General features: G+C 58.7%; 14 protein-coding genes and 1 pseudogene. 10 read left to right on the forward strand and 5 right to left on the reverse strand.

Going from position 1 to position 17,578, the window contains the following annotated elements:
* Position 1: 1 nt before the first annotated feature.
* Positions 2 to 1,561, reverse strand: coding sequence for a murein biosynthesis integral membrane protein MurJ (gene murJ, locus OCV64_RS12385; protein ID WP_262670205.1), 1,560 nt, complete (start codon positions 1,559 to 1,561; stop codon positions 2 to 4).
* Positions 1,562 to 1,764: 203 nt separating this feature from the next.
* Here murJ and OCV64_RS12390 point away from each other — a divergent pair, with 203 nt between their 5' ends.
* Positions 1,765 to 4,647 (forward strand): phosphodiester glycosidase family protein, encoded by a 2,883-nt coding sequence (locus OCV64_RS12390; RefSeq protein WP_262670206.1) that lies wholly within the window; start codon positions 1,765 to 1,767, stop codon positions 4,645 to 4,647.
* Positions 4,648 to 4,720: 73 nt separating this feature from the next.
* On the opposite strand, the gene htpG is transcribed toward OCV64_RS12390, so the two are convergent.
* Both htpG and OCV64_RS12400 read right to left on the reverse strand, forming a co-directional pair.
* A complete protein-coding gene (htpG, locus tag OCV64_RS12395; RefSeq protein ID WP_262670207.1) occupies positions 4,721 to 6,637 on the reverse strand; it encodes a molecular chaperone HtpG in 1,917 nt (638 codons plus the stop codon).
* A gap of 131 nt (positions 6,638 to 6,768) precedes the next feature.
* Positions 6,769 to 8,886 (reverse strand): PstS family phosphate ABC transporter substrate-binding protein, encoded by a 2,118-nt coding sequence (locus OCV64_RS12400; protein ID WP_262670208.1) that lies wholly within the window; start codon positions 8,884 to 8,886, stop codon positions 6,769 to 6,771.
* Between the two features lie 264 nt (positions 8,887 to 9,150).
* Here OCV64_RS12400 and OCV64_RS12405 point away from each other — a divergent pair, with 264 nt between their 5' ends.
* Genes OCV64_RS12405 through OCV64_RS12420 form a run of 4 tightly spaced genes read left to right on the forward strand, consistent with a single transcriptional unit; the run spans position 9,151 to position 11,328 of the window.
* Entirely contained in the window at positions 9,151 to 9,510 is a 360-nt protein-coding gene (locus tag OCV64_RS12405) for a GntR family transcriptional regulator (RefSeq protein ID WP_262670209.1), read from the forward strand.
* On the forward strand, positions 9,507 to 10,232 hold the full coding sequence (locus OCV64_RS12410; RefSeq protein ID WP_186851801.1) for an ABC transporter ATP-binding protein: 726 nt from the start codon (positions 9,507 to 9,509) through the stop codon (positions 10,230 to 10,232). The genes OCV64_RS12405 and OCV64_RS12410 overlap by 4 nt, the downstream gene beginning before the upstream one ends.
* The gene (locus tag OCV64_RS12415; RefSeq protein WP_147573119.1) at positions 10,232 to 11,017 is read left to right on the forward strand and encodes a hypothetical protein; all 786 of its coding nucleotides are present in this window, start codon (positions 10,232 to 10,234) and stop codon (positions 11,015 to 11,017) included. Before OCV64_RS12410 ends, OCV64_RS12415 begins: the two co-directional genes overlap by 1 nt.
* 29 nt (positions 11,018 to 11,046) lie before the next feature.
* Positions 11,047 to 11,328: a hypothetical protein gene (locus OCV64_RS12420; protein ID WP_147573117.1), complete on the forward strand. Its 282-nt coding sequence runs from the start codon at positions 11,047 to 11,049 to the stop codon at positions 11,326 to 11,328.
* A gap of 44 nt (positions 11,329 to 11,372) precedes the next feature.
* Here the strand turns inward: OCV64_RS12420 and OCV64_RS12425 are convergent, their stop codons facing one another.
* Both OCV64_RS12425 and OCV64_RS12430 read right to left on the reverse strand, forming a co-directional pair.
* A complete protein-coding gene (locus OCV64_RS12425; RefSeq protein WP_147573115.1) occupies positions 11,373 to 12,902 on the reverse strand; it encodes a sodium/proline symporter in 1,530 nt (509 codons plus the stop codon).
* A gap of 239 nt (positions 12,903 to 13,141) precedes the next feature.
* Positions 13,142 to 13,741, reverse strand: a complete 600-nt coding sequence (locus tag OCV64_RS12430) for a TetR/AcrR family transcriptional regulator (RefSeq protein ID WP_147573113.1) — start codon at positions 13,739 to 13,741, stop codon at positions 13,142 to 13,144.
* A 150-nt stretch (positions 13,742 to 13,891) separates the two neighbouring features.
* Between OCV64_RS12430 and OCV64_RS12435 the strand changes: the two genes are divergently transcribed.
* The 5 genes and pseudogenes from OCV64_RS12435 to OCV64_RS16270 all read left to right on the forward strand — a co-directional run.
* Positions 13,892 to 14,530, forward strand: a complete 639-nt coding sequence (locus tag OCV64_RS12435; protein ID WP_262670211.1) for a helix-turn-helix domain-containing protein — start codon at positions 13,892 to 13,894, stop codon at positions 14,528 to 14,530.
* Between the two features lie 125 nt (positions 14,531 to 14,655).
* On the forward strand, positions 14,656 to 15,237 hold the full coding sequence (yfbR, locus tag OCV64_RS12440; RefSeq protein WP_186851797.1) for a 5'-deoxynucleotidase: 582 nt from the start codon (positions 14,656 to 14,658) through the stop codon (positions 15,235 to 15,237).
* An 84-nt stretch (positions 15,238 to 15,321) separates the two neighbouring features.
* Positions 15,322 to 15,591 carry an ACT domain-containing protein gene (locus OCV64_RS12445; RefSeq protein ID WP_147573110.1) on the forward strand — a complete coding sequence of 90 codons (270 nt, stop codon included), beginning with the start codon at positions 15,322 to 15,324 and terminating at the stop codon, positions 15,589 to 15,591.
* 171 nt (positions 15,592 to 15,762) lie between these two features.
* Positions 15,763 to 17,121 carry a PFL family protein gene (locus tag OCV64_RS12450; protein ID WP_147573108.1) on the forward strand — a complete coding sequence of 453 codons (1,359 nt, stop codon included), beginning with the start codon at positions 15,763 to 15,765 and terminating at the stop codon, positions 17,119 to 17,121.
* Positions 17,122 to 17,241: 120 nt separating this feature from the next.
* A pseudogene (locus OCV64_RS16270) lies at positions 17,242 to 17,454 on the forward strand (ArsR/SmtB family transcription factor); the annotation flags it as partial.
* Positions 17,455 to 17,578: the final 124 nt, after the last annotated feature.

Here is a 17,578-nt window from a genome sequence, read left to right on the forward strand (position 1 = left end):
CTTATCCTCTCTTTAATAGACGTTTGATCAGGGCCGCCGTCATGGCGGCCTCCTCCATGCCCATGGACAGGGTAACGCCGAAATAGACGGCCACGCCGCCTCCGGCGCACAGGGCCAGGGAGAGCAGCTCTCCCATCTTTCCGGCAGGCAGGACCGATCCAAGCCATCCCAAAAGCAGCCAAGCGGTCAGCCCCGTAACCGCGGCGGCAGCCAGCATTTTGAAGAAGTCCAGGCACAGGGCCCGGTCCAGGAATCCCTGACCTTCCCGCTCCATGGGAACGATCAGCAGCAGCGCGTACACCGTGGAGGAGACCGCGGAGGCGATGGCCAGCCCCCGGACCTCCAGCGGGCCGACCAAGGCCATGCACAGCAGGAGATTCACCCCGATGGACAGGGCGCCCGCTACCAGGGGCCCTCTCCCCTGCTGCCGAGCGAAGTAGGCCCGGCTTAGAATATTCTGAAGCGCATAGCCCGCCATGCCCAGGGATATCCAGGATAGGGCGCTGGCGGTGACTTCCACTGCCCGCTGCCCAAACTCCCCCCCTCCGTAGAGGAAGGACACCAGGGGTCTGGCTACCGCCATCAGCCCCGCGGCCATGGGCAGTACGAAAAACAAACTGCTGTGGACGGTCTGGCGGAGGGTATCCCGGAAATCCCCCTGCTGTCCGCCGGCGGTGAGCCGGGACAGCTTAGGGAAGATCACATTGGTGATCGACAGGATAAAGGTACCGGCAATAACCAGATACAGGTTGGTGGAATACTCCATAGCGGACACACCCGCCCCCCCGTATAGCCGGGAACCGAATCGGGAATTGATGACCAGATTGATGGGCTGGACCCAGGTGGACACCATCACCGGCCCCATCAGCGCAAACACCTTTTTCATCCCCGGAGACCGGAAGTCCAATCCCGGCCGATACTGGTAGCCCAGCCTCCTAAGCGGCGGGACCTGGATCAGCCCCTGGAGGAACCAGCCCAACAGATAGGCCAGCGCCAGACCATAGATGCCCATAGACTGGTCCAGAAACAGAAAGTAGGCGATAATAACCAGGTTGGATAGGGCGGACATGAGGGCGGGGGCGGTGAAGTGGTCCTGGGCCTGGAGCACTCCGACCAAGGAGAAGGCCACGCCGGAAAACAGAACCGTGGGAAACATGGTCCTAGTCAAAGAAATTGCCAAGGCCGTAGTCTGTGGGTCCTCATAGTCGGCAAAGAGGGCCACCAACGGCTGGGGAAAGGCCATCCCCGCCAAAGTAAGAACGCCGGTGAGCAGGGCGATGATGGTAATAAAGCAGCCCGCGAAGCGGTAGGCCTCCTTCTTTCCCTTCTGTTCCAGATACTCGCTGAACACCGGGATAAAGCAAGCGGCGATGGCCGAGGCGAATACCGCGTCAAAGAATACCCGTGGGATTCGGCTGGCGGTATAGAAGGCGTTGGCCTCCATACCCATACCGTAATGCACGGCCAGCAGGTGGTCCCGGTACAGTCCCATCACTTTTCCCAGCAGAGTGATGGCCATAACGGCGCTGATCGTCCTTGTGGCGCTGTGCCGATCCTCCAAGGCTTCTTCCTCCGTTCCCTGCGCAATATTAGTACAACTGATTTATTGTACACCAAGAATATCCCTTTTTCAACCATCTGATCCTGAACGATTTGTAAACATCTCCTTTCCCGCAACTTTCTTTCTTTTTCCATTGAATCCGATTTTTGTGTCTGCTATAATAGGCCATATTCAATCGGTTTACATATTACAAAGGAGTACCCATGAAAAAACATACCGTCAGATCCCTATCCCACCGGGCGGCCGCCCTGGTCCTAGCCCTGGCGCTGGCCCTCCCCACCGTCTATGCCCACGCTGGGGAACAGAAGCTGCAGACCTCCATCGACCTGGTGGATGGTCTGACTTACCGCAACACCATCACCGACAACAGCGAGCGCCGGGTGGAGAGCTTTTCCCTGGAGCTGGAGAAGGACAGCGACGCCTACCCCATCCTGCTTCAGGCTGCTGGCACTGTTTACGGCGCCGCCACCATCAACCGAGCTGTCACCTATGCCCAGGAGCTGGGTTACCATGTACTAGGCGCGGTAAACACCGACTTCTTCTCCACCGCCTCCGGCGTGCCCATCGGCATCGTTATCGAGGACGGTGTCTACAAGTCCAGCCCGGAGCACGAGGACGCCATGATCATCACCGATGGTCAAGTCTCCCTGGTAGATGGGCCGTCGGTATCCCTCACTCTGGTCAACCAGCGGGACAACAGCACGGTGAAGCCCTCCCACCTGAACAAATGGCGCAGCGAGTCAGGGGGCATCTACCTGCTCAACCAGGACTTCTCCGCTGTATCCACCCGTACCTCCACCCCTGGCTGGTATGTACGGATGGCTCTGATGGAGGAGGACGAGCCCCTCACGGTCAATAGCACCCTGGAGCTGGAGGTGACGGAGCTGCTCCAGTCTGACCAGCCCCTCGCCATTGGCGATGGGGAGTACATCCTTACCGCCGCCGATGCCTCCGGCTATCTGTCCGTCTTTCAGTCCTTCCAGGTGGGCGACCGGATCACCCTGACCACCTCCTGCGAGGATGAGGCCCTATCTCATGCCCAGTGGGCCGGAGGTGTGGGGGACATTATGGTGTGGGACGGCCAGCTTACCGACTCATCCCAGTGGACCTATGCCAAGGACGGCCGTCAGCCCAGGACCGCCCTGGGCATGAAGGAGGACGGCACTCTGCTGGTCTACGCCGTGGATGGCCGCCAGTCCGGCTACTCCTCCGGCCTGTCCCAGAAGGATCTGGCGGAGGAGATGATCCGGCGGGGCTGCGTCTGGGCCGTCAATCTGGATGGGGGCGGCTCCACCGCCATCTCCCTCTGGCTGCCGGGACAAACGGGGCCCGCTGTTCTCAACCTGCCCTCTGACGGCAAGCCCCGAAGCTGCGCCACCTATCTGCTGCTGGTCACAGACCGGGAGGGGGACGGCCGGCCGGACCAGCTGGCCCTGACGCAAAACGGCCTCACCCTTCTGACGGGCACCTCCCTCACCCTGCCGGATGCCGCTGTGCTGGACGAAGGGCTGAACCTTCTGGACCGAGAGCTCCGTGACCTGACCATCACCTCCAGGGAGGACCTGGGCGAAGTGGAGGGCGGGGTATACACCGCCGGCGACAGGGCCGGCACCGACACCCTCCGTCTGCGCTCCAGGGACCTGGATGTAGAGGGAGAGGCCCAGATCCATGTGGTGGACCACCTGACTGAACTGGTCATTTCCAAGGAGGGCAGCGCCTCTCCCATCACTTCTCTGTCTGTTGAGCCTGGAGAACAGGTCCAACTGGCCGTCACCGGCAGTTACTGGGGCCGCACCGCCCTCCGGGACTGGACCGCCGTCACCTGGACCACAGAGGGGGACGTGGGGACCGTGGATGAGAACGGTCTGTTCACCGCCTCCAAGACTGGGGGCACCGGCTCCATCACCGCCTCTGCTGGCGGAAAGACCCAGACCATCGCAATTTCCATGACCAATGTCCATACCGATGTGACGGAGGACCACTGGGCCTATACCGCCGTGGATTACTGCTACACCCACGGCATCGTGGGCGGCATCTCCGCTACTGAGTTTGGCCGTGACCTCCAGATCCGCCGAGGCGATTTCATGCTGATGCTGTACAATGCCATGGGCAAGCCTGCCGTCACCCAGGACTGCACCTTCACCGATGTAGCTCCCACTGATTACTACTATACCGCCCTGTCCTGGGGCCAGAGCGTAGGCCTAGCCTCCGGCACCGGGGACGGCGCCTATTCTCCAGGCGCCCCCATTACCCGGGAGCAGGCTTTTACCATCTTGCGCCAGGTCCTTCCTCTGCTGGGCAAGGACTGCCCAGACGCCAGCTTGTCTGTTCTGGACCAGTTCGCCGACCGTGACCGGATCGCCGACTACGCCAAGGGACATACCGCCACTCTGGTCGCCCAAGGCGTGATCAGCGGCAAGGGCGACGGCATCGATCCCCAAGGCTATCTGACCCGTGCCGAGATGGCCGCCCTACTCTATAAGGCCCTCACCTACACCCCCATACAGGATGTGCCCACCGGCCCGGAGGAGCCGGTAGATCCCGTGGAGCCTGAGGAGCCGGTGGACCCAGAGGGCCCCGTCGATCCTGAGGAGCCCATAGAGCCCCAGCTCCCCGACCCCAGCCAGTATACGCTGACCCTGGACCACAACGAGGTCACTCTAAAGTCCGGTGAGAGCGTCCCGCTCACTGCCTCCCTCGCCCCGGCCTGGGAGGGAGCGGAGATCTCCTGGACCAGCAGCGATCCCTCCGCCGCTCCTGTCTCCTCCAAAGGCGCGGTGACCAACCTTTACACTGGGACAGGCACCGCCTCTGTCACCATCACGGCCAGCTGGAACGGCCTGTCCGCCAGCTGTACCGTTCTCTGCCAACAGGCTGCCCAGACCGGCACGGTCACTGACGCGGAGCTGGGTCTTAACGTCCGCTCTGGCCCAGGCTCCGACCGGCCCGTCATCGGCGGGCTGGACAACGGGACCTGTGTGGTAATTCTGGGCCAGGAGGCCGGGTGGTATCAGGTCCTCTATCTCAACCGGGCCGGACAGGCCGCCATCGGCTATGTGTCCGCTGACTACTTGACTGTGAATTGACGGGCCCTCCAAACAGCAGAAAGCCAGCCATGGAGCAAACCTCCATGGCTGGCTTTTTCTTATCGTTTCGTCCTTAGACCATCAGAGAGCAGACCATCTGGGCATACTCCGCCGGGTCCTCCAGAGGCAGGCCCGCCATCAGCAGGGACTGGCCGTAGAGCAGCTTGGCATACTTGGCCACAGTATCCTTATCCCCAGCGTCCACCGCCTTCTTGATGGCGGCGAAGGGGGCGGCATCGGGGTTGAGCTCCAGCACCCGGTCGGCCTTGGGGTGGTCGCTCCCCTCCAGCTTGCTCATATACTTTTCCATCTCCAAAGAAACAGGGCCGTCGGCTGACAGACAGCAGGCGCCAGACTTCAAGATAGAGGAGACGCGGACGTTCTTCACCTGGTCGCCCAAGGCCTCCTTCACCGCCTCCAGCACATCCTTACCCGCTTCGGCCTTCTCTTCGGCCGCCTTCTTCTCCTCCTCCGTCTGGGGGAGGGCGTCCTCATCACTGACAGATTTGAACTGCTTGCCGTTCACCTCACCCAGGGCCTTCATGACAAAGTCATCCACGTCCTCGGTGCAGTACAGGATCTCATAACCCTTGTCCATGATGCGCTCCACCTGGGGCAGCTTGGCGATCTTGTCCACGCTCTCGCCGCAGGCGTAGTAGTAGTAAGGCTGGTCCTCAGGCATGCGGTCCTGATAGGCGGCCAGGGTGGTGTTCTTGCCCTCCTTGGAGGACCAGAACAGCAGCAGATCCTGAAGCATCTCCTTGTGAGCGCCGTATTCCGCCACCACTCCGTATTTTAGCTGGGCGCCGAAGGCGGCCCAGAACTTCTCATACTTCTCCCGGTCTTCCTTTTGCATCTTCAGCAGCTCGGACTTGATCTTTTTCTCCAGGGCGGTGGCGATAACCTTTAGCTGACGGGTGTGCTGCAGCACCTCCCGGCTGATGTTCAGGGAAAAATCGGCGGAGTCCACTACGCCCCGCACGAAGCGGAAGTGGTCGGGCAGCAGGTCGGCGCACTTGTCCATGATGAGCACGCCGGAGGAATAGAGCTGGAGCCCCTTCTGATACTCCCTTGTATAGAAGTCGTAGGGCGTCTGGGCGGGGATATAGAGCATGGCCTTATAGGTCACAGCCCCCTCAGCACTGGTGTGGATGACGGCCAGGGGATCCTGCCAATCTCCGAATTTCTCCTTATAGAAGGCGTTGTACTCCTCCGGCTTCACCTTGGACTTCTGCCGCTGCCACAGGGGGACCATGGAGTTGAGGGTCTTCCACTCCTTGACGGTCTCCCATTCCGGTTTGTAGTCCTCGGGGGCGTCAGCGGGCTTGTCCTTCCTCCTATAGTCCTCTACCTCCATGACAATGGGATAGCGGATATAATCGGAGTATTTCTTGATAAGCTCCTGTAATTTATAAGTTTCCAAATACTGATCGTAGTTCTCATCCTCGCCGCTGGCCTTGATATGCATGATGATATCTGTACCGGGGGCGTCCTTCTCGCACTGGGTCACAGTATAGCCGTCGGCCCCGTCAGACTGCCACATCCAGGCCTCCTCGCTCCCCCAGGCACGGGAGATAACGGTGACCTGGTCGGCCACCATGAAGGCGGAGTAAAAGCCCACGCCGAACTGGCCGATGACGTCGATCTTGTCCGCGGCCTTGTCGTCTTCGGCCAGTCCGGCCTTGAACTGGCCGGAGCCGCTGCGGGCGATGGTGCCCAGGTTGGATTCCAAATCCTCCTTGGACATCCCGATGCCGTTGTCCGAAATGGTCAGGGTGCGCATCTGCTTGTCCGGGACGATGGTAATTTTCAGGTCCTTCCGCTTTACTTCTACTGTGTCGTCAGTCAGCGATTTGTAAGCCAGCTTGTCCTCGGCATCGCTGGCGTTGGAGATCAGCTCCCGGAGAAAGATCTCCTTATGGGTATAGATGGAGTTGACCATCAGGTCCAGCAGCCGCTTGGATTCGGCCTTAAACTGCTTCTTTGCCATGATTTTCTGCCTCCGTATATGAAAAATTTTTTGAAAACAAAATGGTTAGCACTCGTTATATCCGAGTGCTAACCATATGATAGCGCAGTCAGGCGGAAAATGCAATAGGGTTCAAAAATTATTTACAATTCTCAGCCGGCGGGCTCCTGGGCCTCTCCGCCCCGGTCCCCCAGGGAGAACCAGGTACGGAACACACAGGTACCGCTCTCCGGCTCATAATAGGCCGTATAGTTCCGGCAGCGCAGCTCCAGCAGGGGACCGGACAGGGAGAGCCAGCTGTCCTCCTCCCCCTCCAGGGTGCAGGACAGCTCTCCTTTCCAGTCGTAGATGTTCCACTGTCTGCCCTGGTCCTTCCGCACCGCCAGCCAGCTGGCCTCATCCCCCTGGAGGGCCTCTACCTGGCCGTCCTGGGCGGGCAGGACCTCCTGTCCGTTCAGCAGGGACACAGCGCACCGGTCCCCCTGGGTATCGTTGAAGATCACCCGGTCCCCGCCGGCCACATAGGGAAATTCCTCCTCCGGCAGGGGGGAGGGGAAGGTAAAGCTGTCCGTCCCATAGGTGAGAGTGACCTGGCCCTGGCCGTCTGTTTTGCTGTCCCACCAGAGAGTGTCCTGATATCGCTTCTGTATCCTATCATACCAATCCTGAGCAGCCAGAGCGGTCACTTCTCCCGTTTCCGGGTCCAAAAAAAGGGCTTTATCCCAGTTCTCTCCCCAGCAGCCCAGGAAAAATCCGCCATCGTACCACTGGGCGGTTTCATATGCATCGCCGGTAAACCAGGGGAAGCTCTCCGGGCGGGCGATGCCAAGCTGGTCCCATGACCAGGAGGCCTTCTCTGTTCCATCCTCCTGACGCAGCAGATAGAGCTTGTGCCCATCCCCCGCGAAAATACCCACCGGAGTTCCCTTAACACCCCAGTACCTAAATTCAGTGACCCAGCTCCCGTCCTGCGCTGCCAGGGCGATAAGGGCGCCGTTACCGGGGCTGCCCCGCTCCGGGTCCCCCTTCTCCAGCTCCCACACTGGAAGGGTCTGGCTGTCCCCGGCGTCATCTGTATAATACAGCCGGCTGATCTCGCTACACACCGGGTCCATGACCACCTTGCCGCCAGTGGTCATCAGCCCTATCAGCGTTTCCGGCCAGTTGTCCGCCTGCCAGGAGAAGTAGCCCGCCGCCCCCTCGAAGGGGACGAGCTGACCATACTCCTGGCTGGGGCGAAGCTGCTCCACACGCTCCTGATACCAGCGGCCGCCAATATCAGGCAGAGGCTTTTCCTGCTCATCCAGCTTTGACCAGTCCACCTCTACCGGGATAAGGGGCTCCCCAGCGTCAGAGGCGGGGACATAGCCCAGCTCCTCCGCCAGCCGCCGGCCATCTGGCCCCAGCAGCCAGTTATACAGTATATGGGTGGGGTCGTCCTGGGGCCGGTCCTTGGCCATGGCCACATAGTAGGGGTTTAAAAATGGGTACTCCCCAGCCTGAATGGCCTCGGCCGAGGGGGACACCCCGTCGATGGTCAGCACCTTCAGCCCCTTGGCCATCTCCATATCATTGGCGTAGTAGTACACGGTGTAGCCGATGGCGGAGGGTGAGTTGTCATATTCCCGCACCGCCTCCAGAAGCCCCATCATGGAGTCGGGCACCCAGGCTTCCGGGGCGTCCATCATCTCCAGACCGTCCATAACCAGCTTCTCCATCAGAGTCTGGCTCCCAGCCTCGCTGTTGCGCTGGAAGGGGATAATGTCCAGGTCCTCTCCTCCCACCTCCTTCCAGTTGGTGATCTGGCCGGTGTATATCTTTCTCACCTGCTCGGTAGTCAGGCTGTCCACCGGATTGTCCTCGTTGACCACAAACACCAGCGCGTCCGTGGCAAAGGGAGTCAGCAGCCACTCCCCCTCCTGTTTCAACTCCTGGGCCACCTCTGGGGCCGGCTCGGCGGCCAACAGCAAATCAGCGGCGCCTGCCATCAAATTTCGGTACGACTGGGTGGTCCGGGAGAACTGGACCAGGTCGGCCACCTGCTCCCGCCCCTCCCCCAGCAGCACCGCGCACATGGCCTGGGCCATGGGCGCTGTGGAGGTGGAGCCATCCAGCCGGGGCAGGCTGTCTCTGGTGAATACAAAGGGGTCCGCCGTGCCAGGGGCGGACACATCCCCGACCGAGGTGTCGGTGCCCGGCCTTTTCGGTCCGCAGGAAACCAGCAGGGCCAGCGACAGCAGGGCGGGCAGCAGTTTTTTCCATTGTTTCATTGTAATCCTCCTTATCAAACAAGGCGTGTCCTGTTTGGAACCTCTTTTTCCAAGCCCTCGACTAAGGGAAAATGCAGGCATGATACACTATTATACCGCCTACTCCCAGAAAAACATCTCTATTTCCTTTCAAAGCGGCTACAAACCCGTTACATAGGTAACAAATCAGAACAGACACAAATTTTTTATTTTGGGCTTGACAAATCCCTCAGAATGTATTATTGTACTAATCACTTAATACAATAGTACAAGGAGGGAGCCTCTATGGAATGGAAACTCAATGACGACCGGCCCATCTGGCTCCAGCTGGCCGAGCAAATGACCCGGCGCATCATCACCGGGGTCTATCCCCCTGGGAGCAAGCTGCCCCCAGTGCGGGAGCTGGCGGCGGAGGCGGGGGTCAACCCCAACACTATGCAGCGGGCCCTGGCCCAGCTGGAGCAGGACGGTCTGGCCAAGGCGGACCGGACGGCGGGGCGGCTGGTCACCCAAGACACCGCTATACTGGATGCGGTACGGAGGGCGGAGGCCCATGTGGTCGTCAACCAATACTATCACGCCATGGCAGAGCTGGGCTACTCCCAGCAAGAGGCCACGGCGATGCTGAAGGAGGAGGAACAATGAACGAAAAACTGATCGTCTGTCACGGTCTGTCGAAGGCTTATGGACACAAGGCCGCCCTGTCCGGTGTGGACCTGGAGGTAGGCCAGGGGAGAATCGTGGGCCTGCTTGGCCCCAACGGCAGTGGCAAAACTACTCTAATCAAGCTGCTGTGCGGCTTGATCCAGCCCACCACCGGTGGGCTGACCATCGACGGTCAGGCCCCTGGGCCAGAGACCAAGGCCATGGTTAGCTATCTACCCGACCGGATGTATTTTGCCAACTGGATGCGTGCGGTGGATCTTTTCGACCTGTTCCGAGATTTCTACCAAAACTTCGACTATGACAAGGCCCTTGCCATGTGCCGCAGTCTAGGCGTGGAGCCGAAGGATAAGCTGAAGTCCATGTCTAAGGGCACCAAGGAAAAGGTCCAGTTGGTGCTGGTCATGGCCCGGAAGGCCCGACTCTATCTGCTGGATGAGCCCATCGCCGGGGTAGACCCGGCTGCCCGTGACTTTATCCTGCACACCATTTTGACCAACTACAACGAGGATGGCACTGTCCTGATCTCCACCCATCTGATCGCCGATATTGAGAAGGTGCTGGATGAGGTGATCTTTCTGAAAAGTGGCAGGATTATGCTCCACAGCACAGTGGACGACATCCGGGAGCGGCAGGGCAAGAGCGTGGACGCCCTGTTCCGTGAAATCTTTCGGACCCAACCCATGGAAGGAGGCCTGTACTGATGCTGTTCAAACTTTTGAAATATGACTTTCGCTCCATGTGGAAACAGTTTTCCATCATCTGGCCAGCGGCTCTCATCATTGGTCTGATCAACCGCTTCACTCTACCCTTCTCAAGCGATAGCGGGGCCAACTGGGTGGTGTCTCAGGAGTGGATGTCCATCATCTCCATCACCCTATTTTTTGGTGTAATGTTCTCCATGTTTGTTGCTTCCGTCGTGTTCGTACTCACCCGATTTTACCGTGGTCTGCTGGGGGACGAGGGGTATCTGATGCACACCCTACCAGTCCACCCATGGCAGCTTGTACTGTCTAAGTTGTTGTGTGCTTTAGTGGTCACCGTAGTCAATACCGTCGTGGCAGTGCTAGCCCTGTTCTTGATGATGCCCTTAAAGTGGAGCGATCTCTTTGATCTCGATTTTTGGAAGATGATCGTCCAGGGGCTGATGGAACAGCCTGACTCCATTCTCTACCTAGTGGAATTTCTAGTCATGATCTTGGTATTTTTCGCCATGGTATTCACCTCGGTCTATCTATCCATGGCGATTGGCCACCTGTTTCATCGCCACCGGGTACTGATGAGCGTGGTTGCTTATATGGGACTGGACATCGTGGGCAGCCTTATTCTGAACGTGCTGGACCGCCTATCCCTGTATCCGATGAACTGGGCTCTAAATCTGGACGGCCACCTATCCCTATGGGCCGGCATCGCTCTGCTGCTAATCCCCACCGTCCTCATGTTTCTGGGCACCAGCTATATCTTGAAAAACAAGCTGAATCTGGAGTAACTTTTTACTGCTGAAAGGAGCGTTTTGTCGTGAATTCCTGGGCCATTTTTACCCTCGCCTTTGCCGCCGTAGTCATCCAGGCCTGGGTAAGGGGCAGAGGCTCCTCCAACTGGTATTTGGGCTGCATTGTTCCCCTGGTCTACGGCGGAGCCGTCGCCTGGATGTTCGTGGGCAGGGACTTCACACGCTCCCTTCAGATTATCCTATTCGGCGCCGCCATCCCCATCACCCTGCTGGTATCCGCCTGGTTGCGAAAGCGGGACGAGGAGGGAGAGGAAATCGAGGGGGAGCCCAAAGAACAGGAAAACTGACATAAAAACTTCCCGCTGCTTGGCAGCGGGAAGTTTTATTATAGTTACTGATTATAGTCATCGAAGGCGTCCAGCACCGCTTTCTCTGGGGCGGGCGTCAACAGGGATACCACCACGATGGCAATGGTAGCACAGACAAAGGCGGGCAGCAGCTCATAAATATTGAAGATGCCGCCGATGGGGGCGATGAGGAATTTCCATACAAAAATCATCACAGCGCCCACCACCAGACCGGCCATGATGCCCTGCCGGTTGCTCCGCCTCCAGAACAGGGCGCACAGCATAGCGGGGCCGAAGGTGGCGCCGAAGCCGGCCCAGGCAAAGGATACGATCTTAAACACGTTGCTGTCCGGGTCAGCGGCCAGGAAGATGGCGATGACGGCGATGACCACCACAGTGAGCCGGGCAATCAGCATGTTCTGCTTATTGGTCAGCTTGACGCCAAAGACATTCTGGACGATGTTCTCCGAAAAGGCGGAGGAGGCGGCCAGAAGCTGGCTGTCGGCTGTGGACATGGTGGCCGCCAGGATGCCGGCCAGGATACACCCGGCCACGACAGCGGGGAAGATGCCATACTTGGACAGCAGGTTAGACAGCTGGACGATGACGGTCTCCGTGGCGCTGCCCTCCAGGAAGGGGATACGCCCGGCGGAGGAGACGGCGTGGCCCACAATACCAATGAACACAGCCACAGCCATGGAGATGACCACCCAGGTGGAGGCGATTCGGCGGGACAGCTTCAGCTCGTTTTCATCCCGGATCGCCATAAAACGCACCAGAATATGGGGCATCCCGAAATAGCCCAGGCCCCAGGCCATCATGGATACGATACGGAGCAGGCCGTAAGGCTCGGCCTGACCGGTGGCCTCGTTATAGGTCTGGCCAAAGCTCAGGAAGCCGGGCAGTGTCTTGGCATGGTCTATAACGGCGTCAAAACCGCCCGCCTGGACCACGCCAAAGATGACGATAATGCACAGGGCTATGGTCATGATGATGGACTGAATCAAGTCCATGGTGGCCACGGCGCTGAAGCCACCTACAGAGGTATAGCTGATAATGACGATGGCACCGATGACCACGGCCACCATATAGTCCCAGCCAAACAAGCTGTTAAACAGCTTTCCGATGGCCGCCAGGCCGGAGGCCACATAGGGGACAAAGAAAATGAGGATAACAAGAGCAGAGATGCACATGATGACGGGCTTCTTCTCCCCATACCGCTTGGAGATGAAGCTGGGAATGGTGATGGCATCCAAGCGGACGCTGTACCGGCGCAGCCGCTTCGCCACCAGAAGGAAGTTCAAATAAGTACCGAAAGCCAATCCAATCGCGGTCCAGCTGGCATCGGCTACACCAGACAAGTAGGCCAGGCCTGGGATGCCCATCAGCAGATAGCTGCTCATGTCGCTGGCCTCGGCGCTCATTGCGGTGACCAGAGGGCCAATGCCCCGGCCTCCTAAGTAGAAGCCCTCGGCACTCTTTTTGGAACGTCGGCCGATCATCACCCCGGTAAAGATGACAAAACACAGGTACGCGATGATGGTGGCCATAATACAGATCTGTTCAGTGGTCATACGCTCTCTCCTTTTGGCAGTTACGCCCTTACTACACACAGCCGCCCTTCCGGCTCCCCCCGGAAAGGCGATGTCCCCCATGGGGCAGTATGGGTATTCTACCACAAGTCAGAACAGAATAAAATACAGAACAGAGTATAGAATAAACTCCGGAATATGCTTCCATAGAATTTCATAAAAGCTCTGGTATTGCTTTATTTATCTACTATACATTTTATGAATTAAAATTTTATACAATTCTACAAATTTTCTTCCTCCGCACGAAAGTCCCGGAAAAAACGGGGCATCATGGTCTTTCCATACTGAAGCAGGGAGTAGTCCCCACCTGACAGGCACCAGTCATAAATCAGGGCCCGCTCGCACAGGGCGTACACCCGTACCATCTCGTTCACTGTCACATCTCCCCGCAGCTCCCCGCGTTCCTGGCCCTGGAGGACGATCTGCCGCAGCAGCCTGTAATATGTACGGTTGTGGTCCAGCAGATGCTTATCCCCCCGGGTGATCAGCTGGGAGGAGTATAACCGTGCCAGCAGGTCTAGGGAGACAGAATTTTCAATCATGGCAAACAGCTCCCGGTTCAGGTACATAAGCTGGTCAAAGCGGTTTCCATCCGGGTCCAGGGTAGCCATCAGTTCCTCATACTTCTGGTCAAAGAGGTAGGACACCGTGGACAGTAAGGCATCCTTCCCTTCAAAATAATGGTAGAAGGACCCCCGGGAGGTGCCTGACTCGGCAATGATCTCCTCCACGGTGGTGTCGTCATAGCCCTGGCGGTAAAACAGACGCCAGGCCGCTTCGATGATTCGTCCCTTGGTATTTCGGGTGTTTTTCTTGGCCATAATGGGGCTCCTTTCGAAAAAATCCAGTCGCGCAACCGCCGGTTGCGCGAATTTCCAAGGGAGATTGGTTGCCGTTTGTCCCTCGTTCCTCTATAATCATACCATAAAACAGGCCTGTATCAAACCTAAAATCAGAAGGAGCAAACCAGGATGGAGATATCTCAAAAGATTTATGAGCTGCGCACAGGCAGTGGGCTGTCCCAGCTGGACCTGGCGGAGAAGTTGGGCGTATCCCGGCAGAGCGTCAGCAAGTGGGAAACGGGACAGGCGGTACCTGATCTGGACAAGCTGATCCGGCTGGCCGATCTGTTCGGGATCAGCGTGGACGAGCTGGTACGGGAGGGGGAACGCCCCGCTCCCCCGGAGCCACAGGTGGTTTATGTGGCGGAACAGAGAGGGTTCTCCCCTGTCCAGAAAGCGGGAGCTGCCCTGGAGGTCGTGGGCCTGCTGGGCCTGGTGCTGGGCGGTATGGGGCTCGTATCCCTGATTGGGGCGGGGCTCATGCTACTGGGCCTGCCTCTGCTGCTTTGTAAAAAGCATCCCTGGCTGTGGATGGGGTGGACCGCGGTGGCCATCAGTCTGCTGGTATTCAACCCTCACACCTCTGTATCCCCCTGGGGGCTGTTTGGAGGAATGCGCTATCTGTATTGGATCCTCACAAATCCGGAGCTTCGTTACTACGCCAGTTATTTTGCCGCCGCTATCGGGATACTCCGGGGCTCGCTGATCCTTCTCCTGATTTTCCTGGGGATCCGTGCCCGGCGAAGGGGCTCGGGCGCAAAACCATAAATCTCTAAGCAGAGGCGGCGGCAGCCGCCTCTTTTTTCCTTTCTCCCTCAAAGAGCAGTTTACATCTCCAGGCGCCTATGTTACAATCAATTTTGTTTCAAATCGCTGATTAAGGAGGCCCAGATGTGTCCCATCACTTCTTTCCCATGATCTCCCGGATGCGGTACATTAACCGCTGGGGGCTCATGCGCAATACCCGGCTGGAAAACATCCAGGAGCACTCCCACCAGGTAGCCGTCCTGGCACATGCCCTGGCGGTGATCCAAAACCGCTACTTTGGGGGCCAGATCGATCCGGGGCAGGTGGCGGTGGCCGCTCTGTACCACGACGCCAGCGAGATCCTCACCGGCGATATGCCCACCCCCATCAAGTACGACAACCCCGACATCCAGTCCGCCTATAAGCAGGTGGAGGCGGTGGCGGAGCAGAAGCTGCTGAACATGCTTCCGGAGGACCTGCGCCCCGCCTATGACGAGGCCCTCACCATCCCCGATCCCCAGGTTCGTGCCCTGGTCAAGGCGGCGGACAAGCTGTCCGCCTACCTCAAATGTGTGGAGGAGGTCAAGGCGGGCAACAACGAGTTCAAAAAGGCCAAGGAACAGACCTACGCCGCCCTGTGCCAAAACCAGATCCCCGCTCTCCGGTACTTCATGGATCGCTTTTTAGATGGGTTTGAGTTGACCCTCGATGAACTGAGTGAAGAGTAAGGCGTTGTACATGAAGATCAAACATCTCCACTCTAATCGCTCCTCTCTCCGCGTACATAGTATCTATGAAAGGAAGTATTCGTCATGAAGGCTATCGTCACTGTCATCGGCAAGGACCGGGTGGGCATCACCGCCTCCGTCTGCTCCCTGCTGGCCCAACACAGCATCAACATTCTGGACATCTCCCAGACCGTACTCCAGGAATATTTCACCATGGTCATGCTGGTGGACACCTCCGCCTGTAGCGCCTCTATCGGTGAGATGTCCGACCTTCTGGACCAGGCCGGCCAGGGGCAGGGCCTGTCCATCCGCATCCAGCGAGAGGATATTTTTAACGCGATGCATCGGATCTAATGGCCTGCGCTGTCCTTTCCGCGCCGAACAGAGTTCGGCGGCGCGGCGCGGACGGACCGGAACGAATGTAGGACCCCTTTTCGCTCCAGGTCTGCCCTAGAGGAAATCCGCGCGAAGGCGGGGCGTGATTTTATTGAAAGGTCCAAGCTGGACCATAAAAGGAGTTCAACTATGCTCAATCAACATGAAATTATGCAGACCATCCAGATGATCGACCAGCAGCATCTGGATGTGCGTACCATTACCATGGGCATCTCCCTGCTCTCCTGCGCCCACAGCGAGGTGAAGGCGGCCTGTGACAACATCTATGACAAGATCACCCGTTATGCCGAAAAGCTGGTAACCACAGGGGAGGCCATCGAAAAGGAGTTCGGTATCCCCATCGTCAACAAGCGCATCTCCGTCACTCCCATTGCCCTGGTAGCTGCCGCCGCCCGGACAGACAATTACGCCCCCTTCGCCGCTGCTCTGGACCGGGCCGCTAAGGCTACGGGAGTCAACTTTATCGGCGGTTTTTCCGCCCTGGTCCAAAAGGGGATGACAGAAGCGGACCGTATCCTAATCCGCTCCATCCCAGAGGCCCTGTCTACCACCGACATCGTCTGCTCCTCTGTCAATGTGGGCTCCACCAAGGCTGGCATCGACATGGACGCAGTGGCCATGATGGGCCGGACCATCAAGGAGCTGGCCGAGCGCACCGCTGACCGGGGCGGCTTTGGCTGCGCCAAGCTGGTGGTGTTCTGCAACGCAGTAGAGGACAATCCCTTCATGGCCGGCGCCTTCCATGGGGTGGGCGAGCCGGAAAGGGTCATCAATGTGGGCGTTTCCGGCCCAGGCGTGGTCCATCACGCCCTTCAGTCGGTCAGGGGTCAGCCCTTCGACGTGGTGGCGGAAACCATCAAAAAGACCGCCTTCCGCATCACCCGCATGGGTCAGTTGGTGGCCCAGGAGGCCAGCCGCCGGCTGGACACTCCCTTCGGCATTGTGGACCTGTCTCTGGCCCCCACACCGGCAGTGGGCGACTCTGTGGCCCGTATCCTGGAGGAGATGGGCCTGGAGGTATGTGGAACCCACGGCACTACCGCCGCCCTGGCCCTGCTCAACGACGCAGTCAAAAAGGGGGGCGTCATGGCCTCCTCCTCTGTGGGCGGTCTGTCCGGCGCTTTCATCCCGGTCAGCGAGGATGAGGGGATGATTGCCGCCGCCCGGTCCGGCGCCCTGACACTGGACAAGCTGGAAGCCATGACCTGTGTGTGCTCCGTGGGGCTGGACATGATCGCCGTCCCTGGGGATACCTCGGCCCAGACCATCTCCGCCATTATCGCTGACGAAGCGGCCATCGGTATGGTCAACTCCAAGACTACCGCCGTCCGCATCATCCCCGCTCCTGGCTGCGGGGTTGGGGATACTGTGGAGTTCGGCGGGCTGCTGGGGTCCGCCCCAGTGCAGCCCGTCCACCCCTTCTCCGCTGACGCCTTCGTGGCCCGTGGCGGCCGTATCCCCGCTCCCATGCAGAGCTTGAAAAACTGATTATTTTACGGGAGAAACCGCCTCTTGGCGGTTTCTCTTTTTTCTTTTTTAATTAAGTATTGACTTATTTAAAAAACGTGCTATGATAGGGGCATCACAGAACAGAGAGGAGGGCGGGATGTGGAACTGACCACCGCGCTGAAGGCTCTGGCCGACGACAACCGACTGCTGATTCTCCGGCTGCTTGGCCGCCGGGACTACTGTGTCCGCGCTCTGGCCCGTCAGCTGGGCATCTCACAGGCCGCGGTTTCTCAGCACCTAAAGGTATTGAGGCAGGCCGGTCTGGTCTCCAGTGAGAAGCGAGGCTATTTTACCCACTATCGGACAGCAGGAACGGACCTGATGGCCGTCTCCTCTGCCCTGGCAGCTCTGGCCCAGGCATCGCCGCTCCTTTGCGGGGACTGCGGTCCGGACGGCCGCCCCGGCTGCCGAGAGGCCAACGCCTTTCCCACTCCCC

This window comes from Muriventricola aceti (assembly GCF_025567565.1).
GTDB lineage: Bacteria > Bacillota > Clostridia > Oscillospirales > Oscillospiraceae > Lawsonibacter > Lawsonibacter aceti.

Coding starts and splice junctions, on each gene's coding strand:
- OCV64_RS12390 (WP_262670206.1), top strand. CDS start 1,765: ATGAAAAAACATACCGTCAGATCCCTATCCCACCGGGCGGCCGCCCTG.
- htpG (WP_262670207.1), bottom strand. CDS start 6,637: ATGGCAAAGAAGCAGTTTAAGGCCGAATCCAAGCGGCTGCTGGACCTG.
- OCV64_RS12400 (WP_262670208.1), bottom strand. CDS start 8,886: ATGAAACAATGGAAAAAACTGCTGCCCGCCCTGCTGTCGCTGGCCCTG.
- OCV64_RS12405 (WP_262670209.1), top strand. CDS start 9,151: ATGGAATGGAAACTCAATGACGACCGGCCCATCTGGCTCCAGCTGGCC.
- OCV64_RS12410 (WP_186851801.1), top strand. CDS start 9,507: ATGAACGAAAAACTGATCGTCTGTCACGGTCTGTCGAAGGCTTATGGA.
- OCV64_RS12415 (WP_147573119.1), top strand. CDS start 10,232: ATGCTGTTCAAACTTTTGAAATATGACTTTCGCTCCATGTGGAAACAG.
- OCV64_RS12425 (WP_147573115.1), bottom strand. CDS start 12,902: ATGACCACTGAACAGATCTGTATTATGGCCACCATCATCGCGTACCTG.
- OCV64_RS12430 (WP_147573113.1), bottom strand. CDS start 13,741: ATGGCCAAGAAAAACACCCGAAATACCAAGGGACGAATCATCGAAGCG.
- OCV64_RS12435 (WP_262670211.1), top strand. CDS start 13,892: ATGGAGATATCTCAAAAGATTTATGAGCTGCGCACAGGCAGTGGGCTG.
- OCV64_RS12445 (WP_147573110.1), top strand. CDS start 15,322: ATGAAGGCTATCGTCACTGTCATCGGCAAGGACCGGGTGGGCATCACC.
- OCV64_RS12450 (WP_147573108.1), top strand. CDS start 15,763: ATGCTCAATCAACATGAAATTATGCAGACCATCCAGATGATCGACCAG.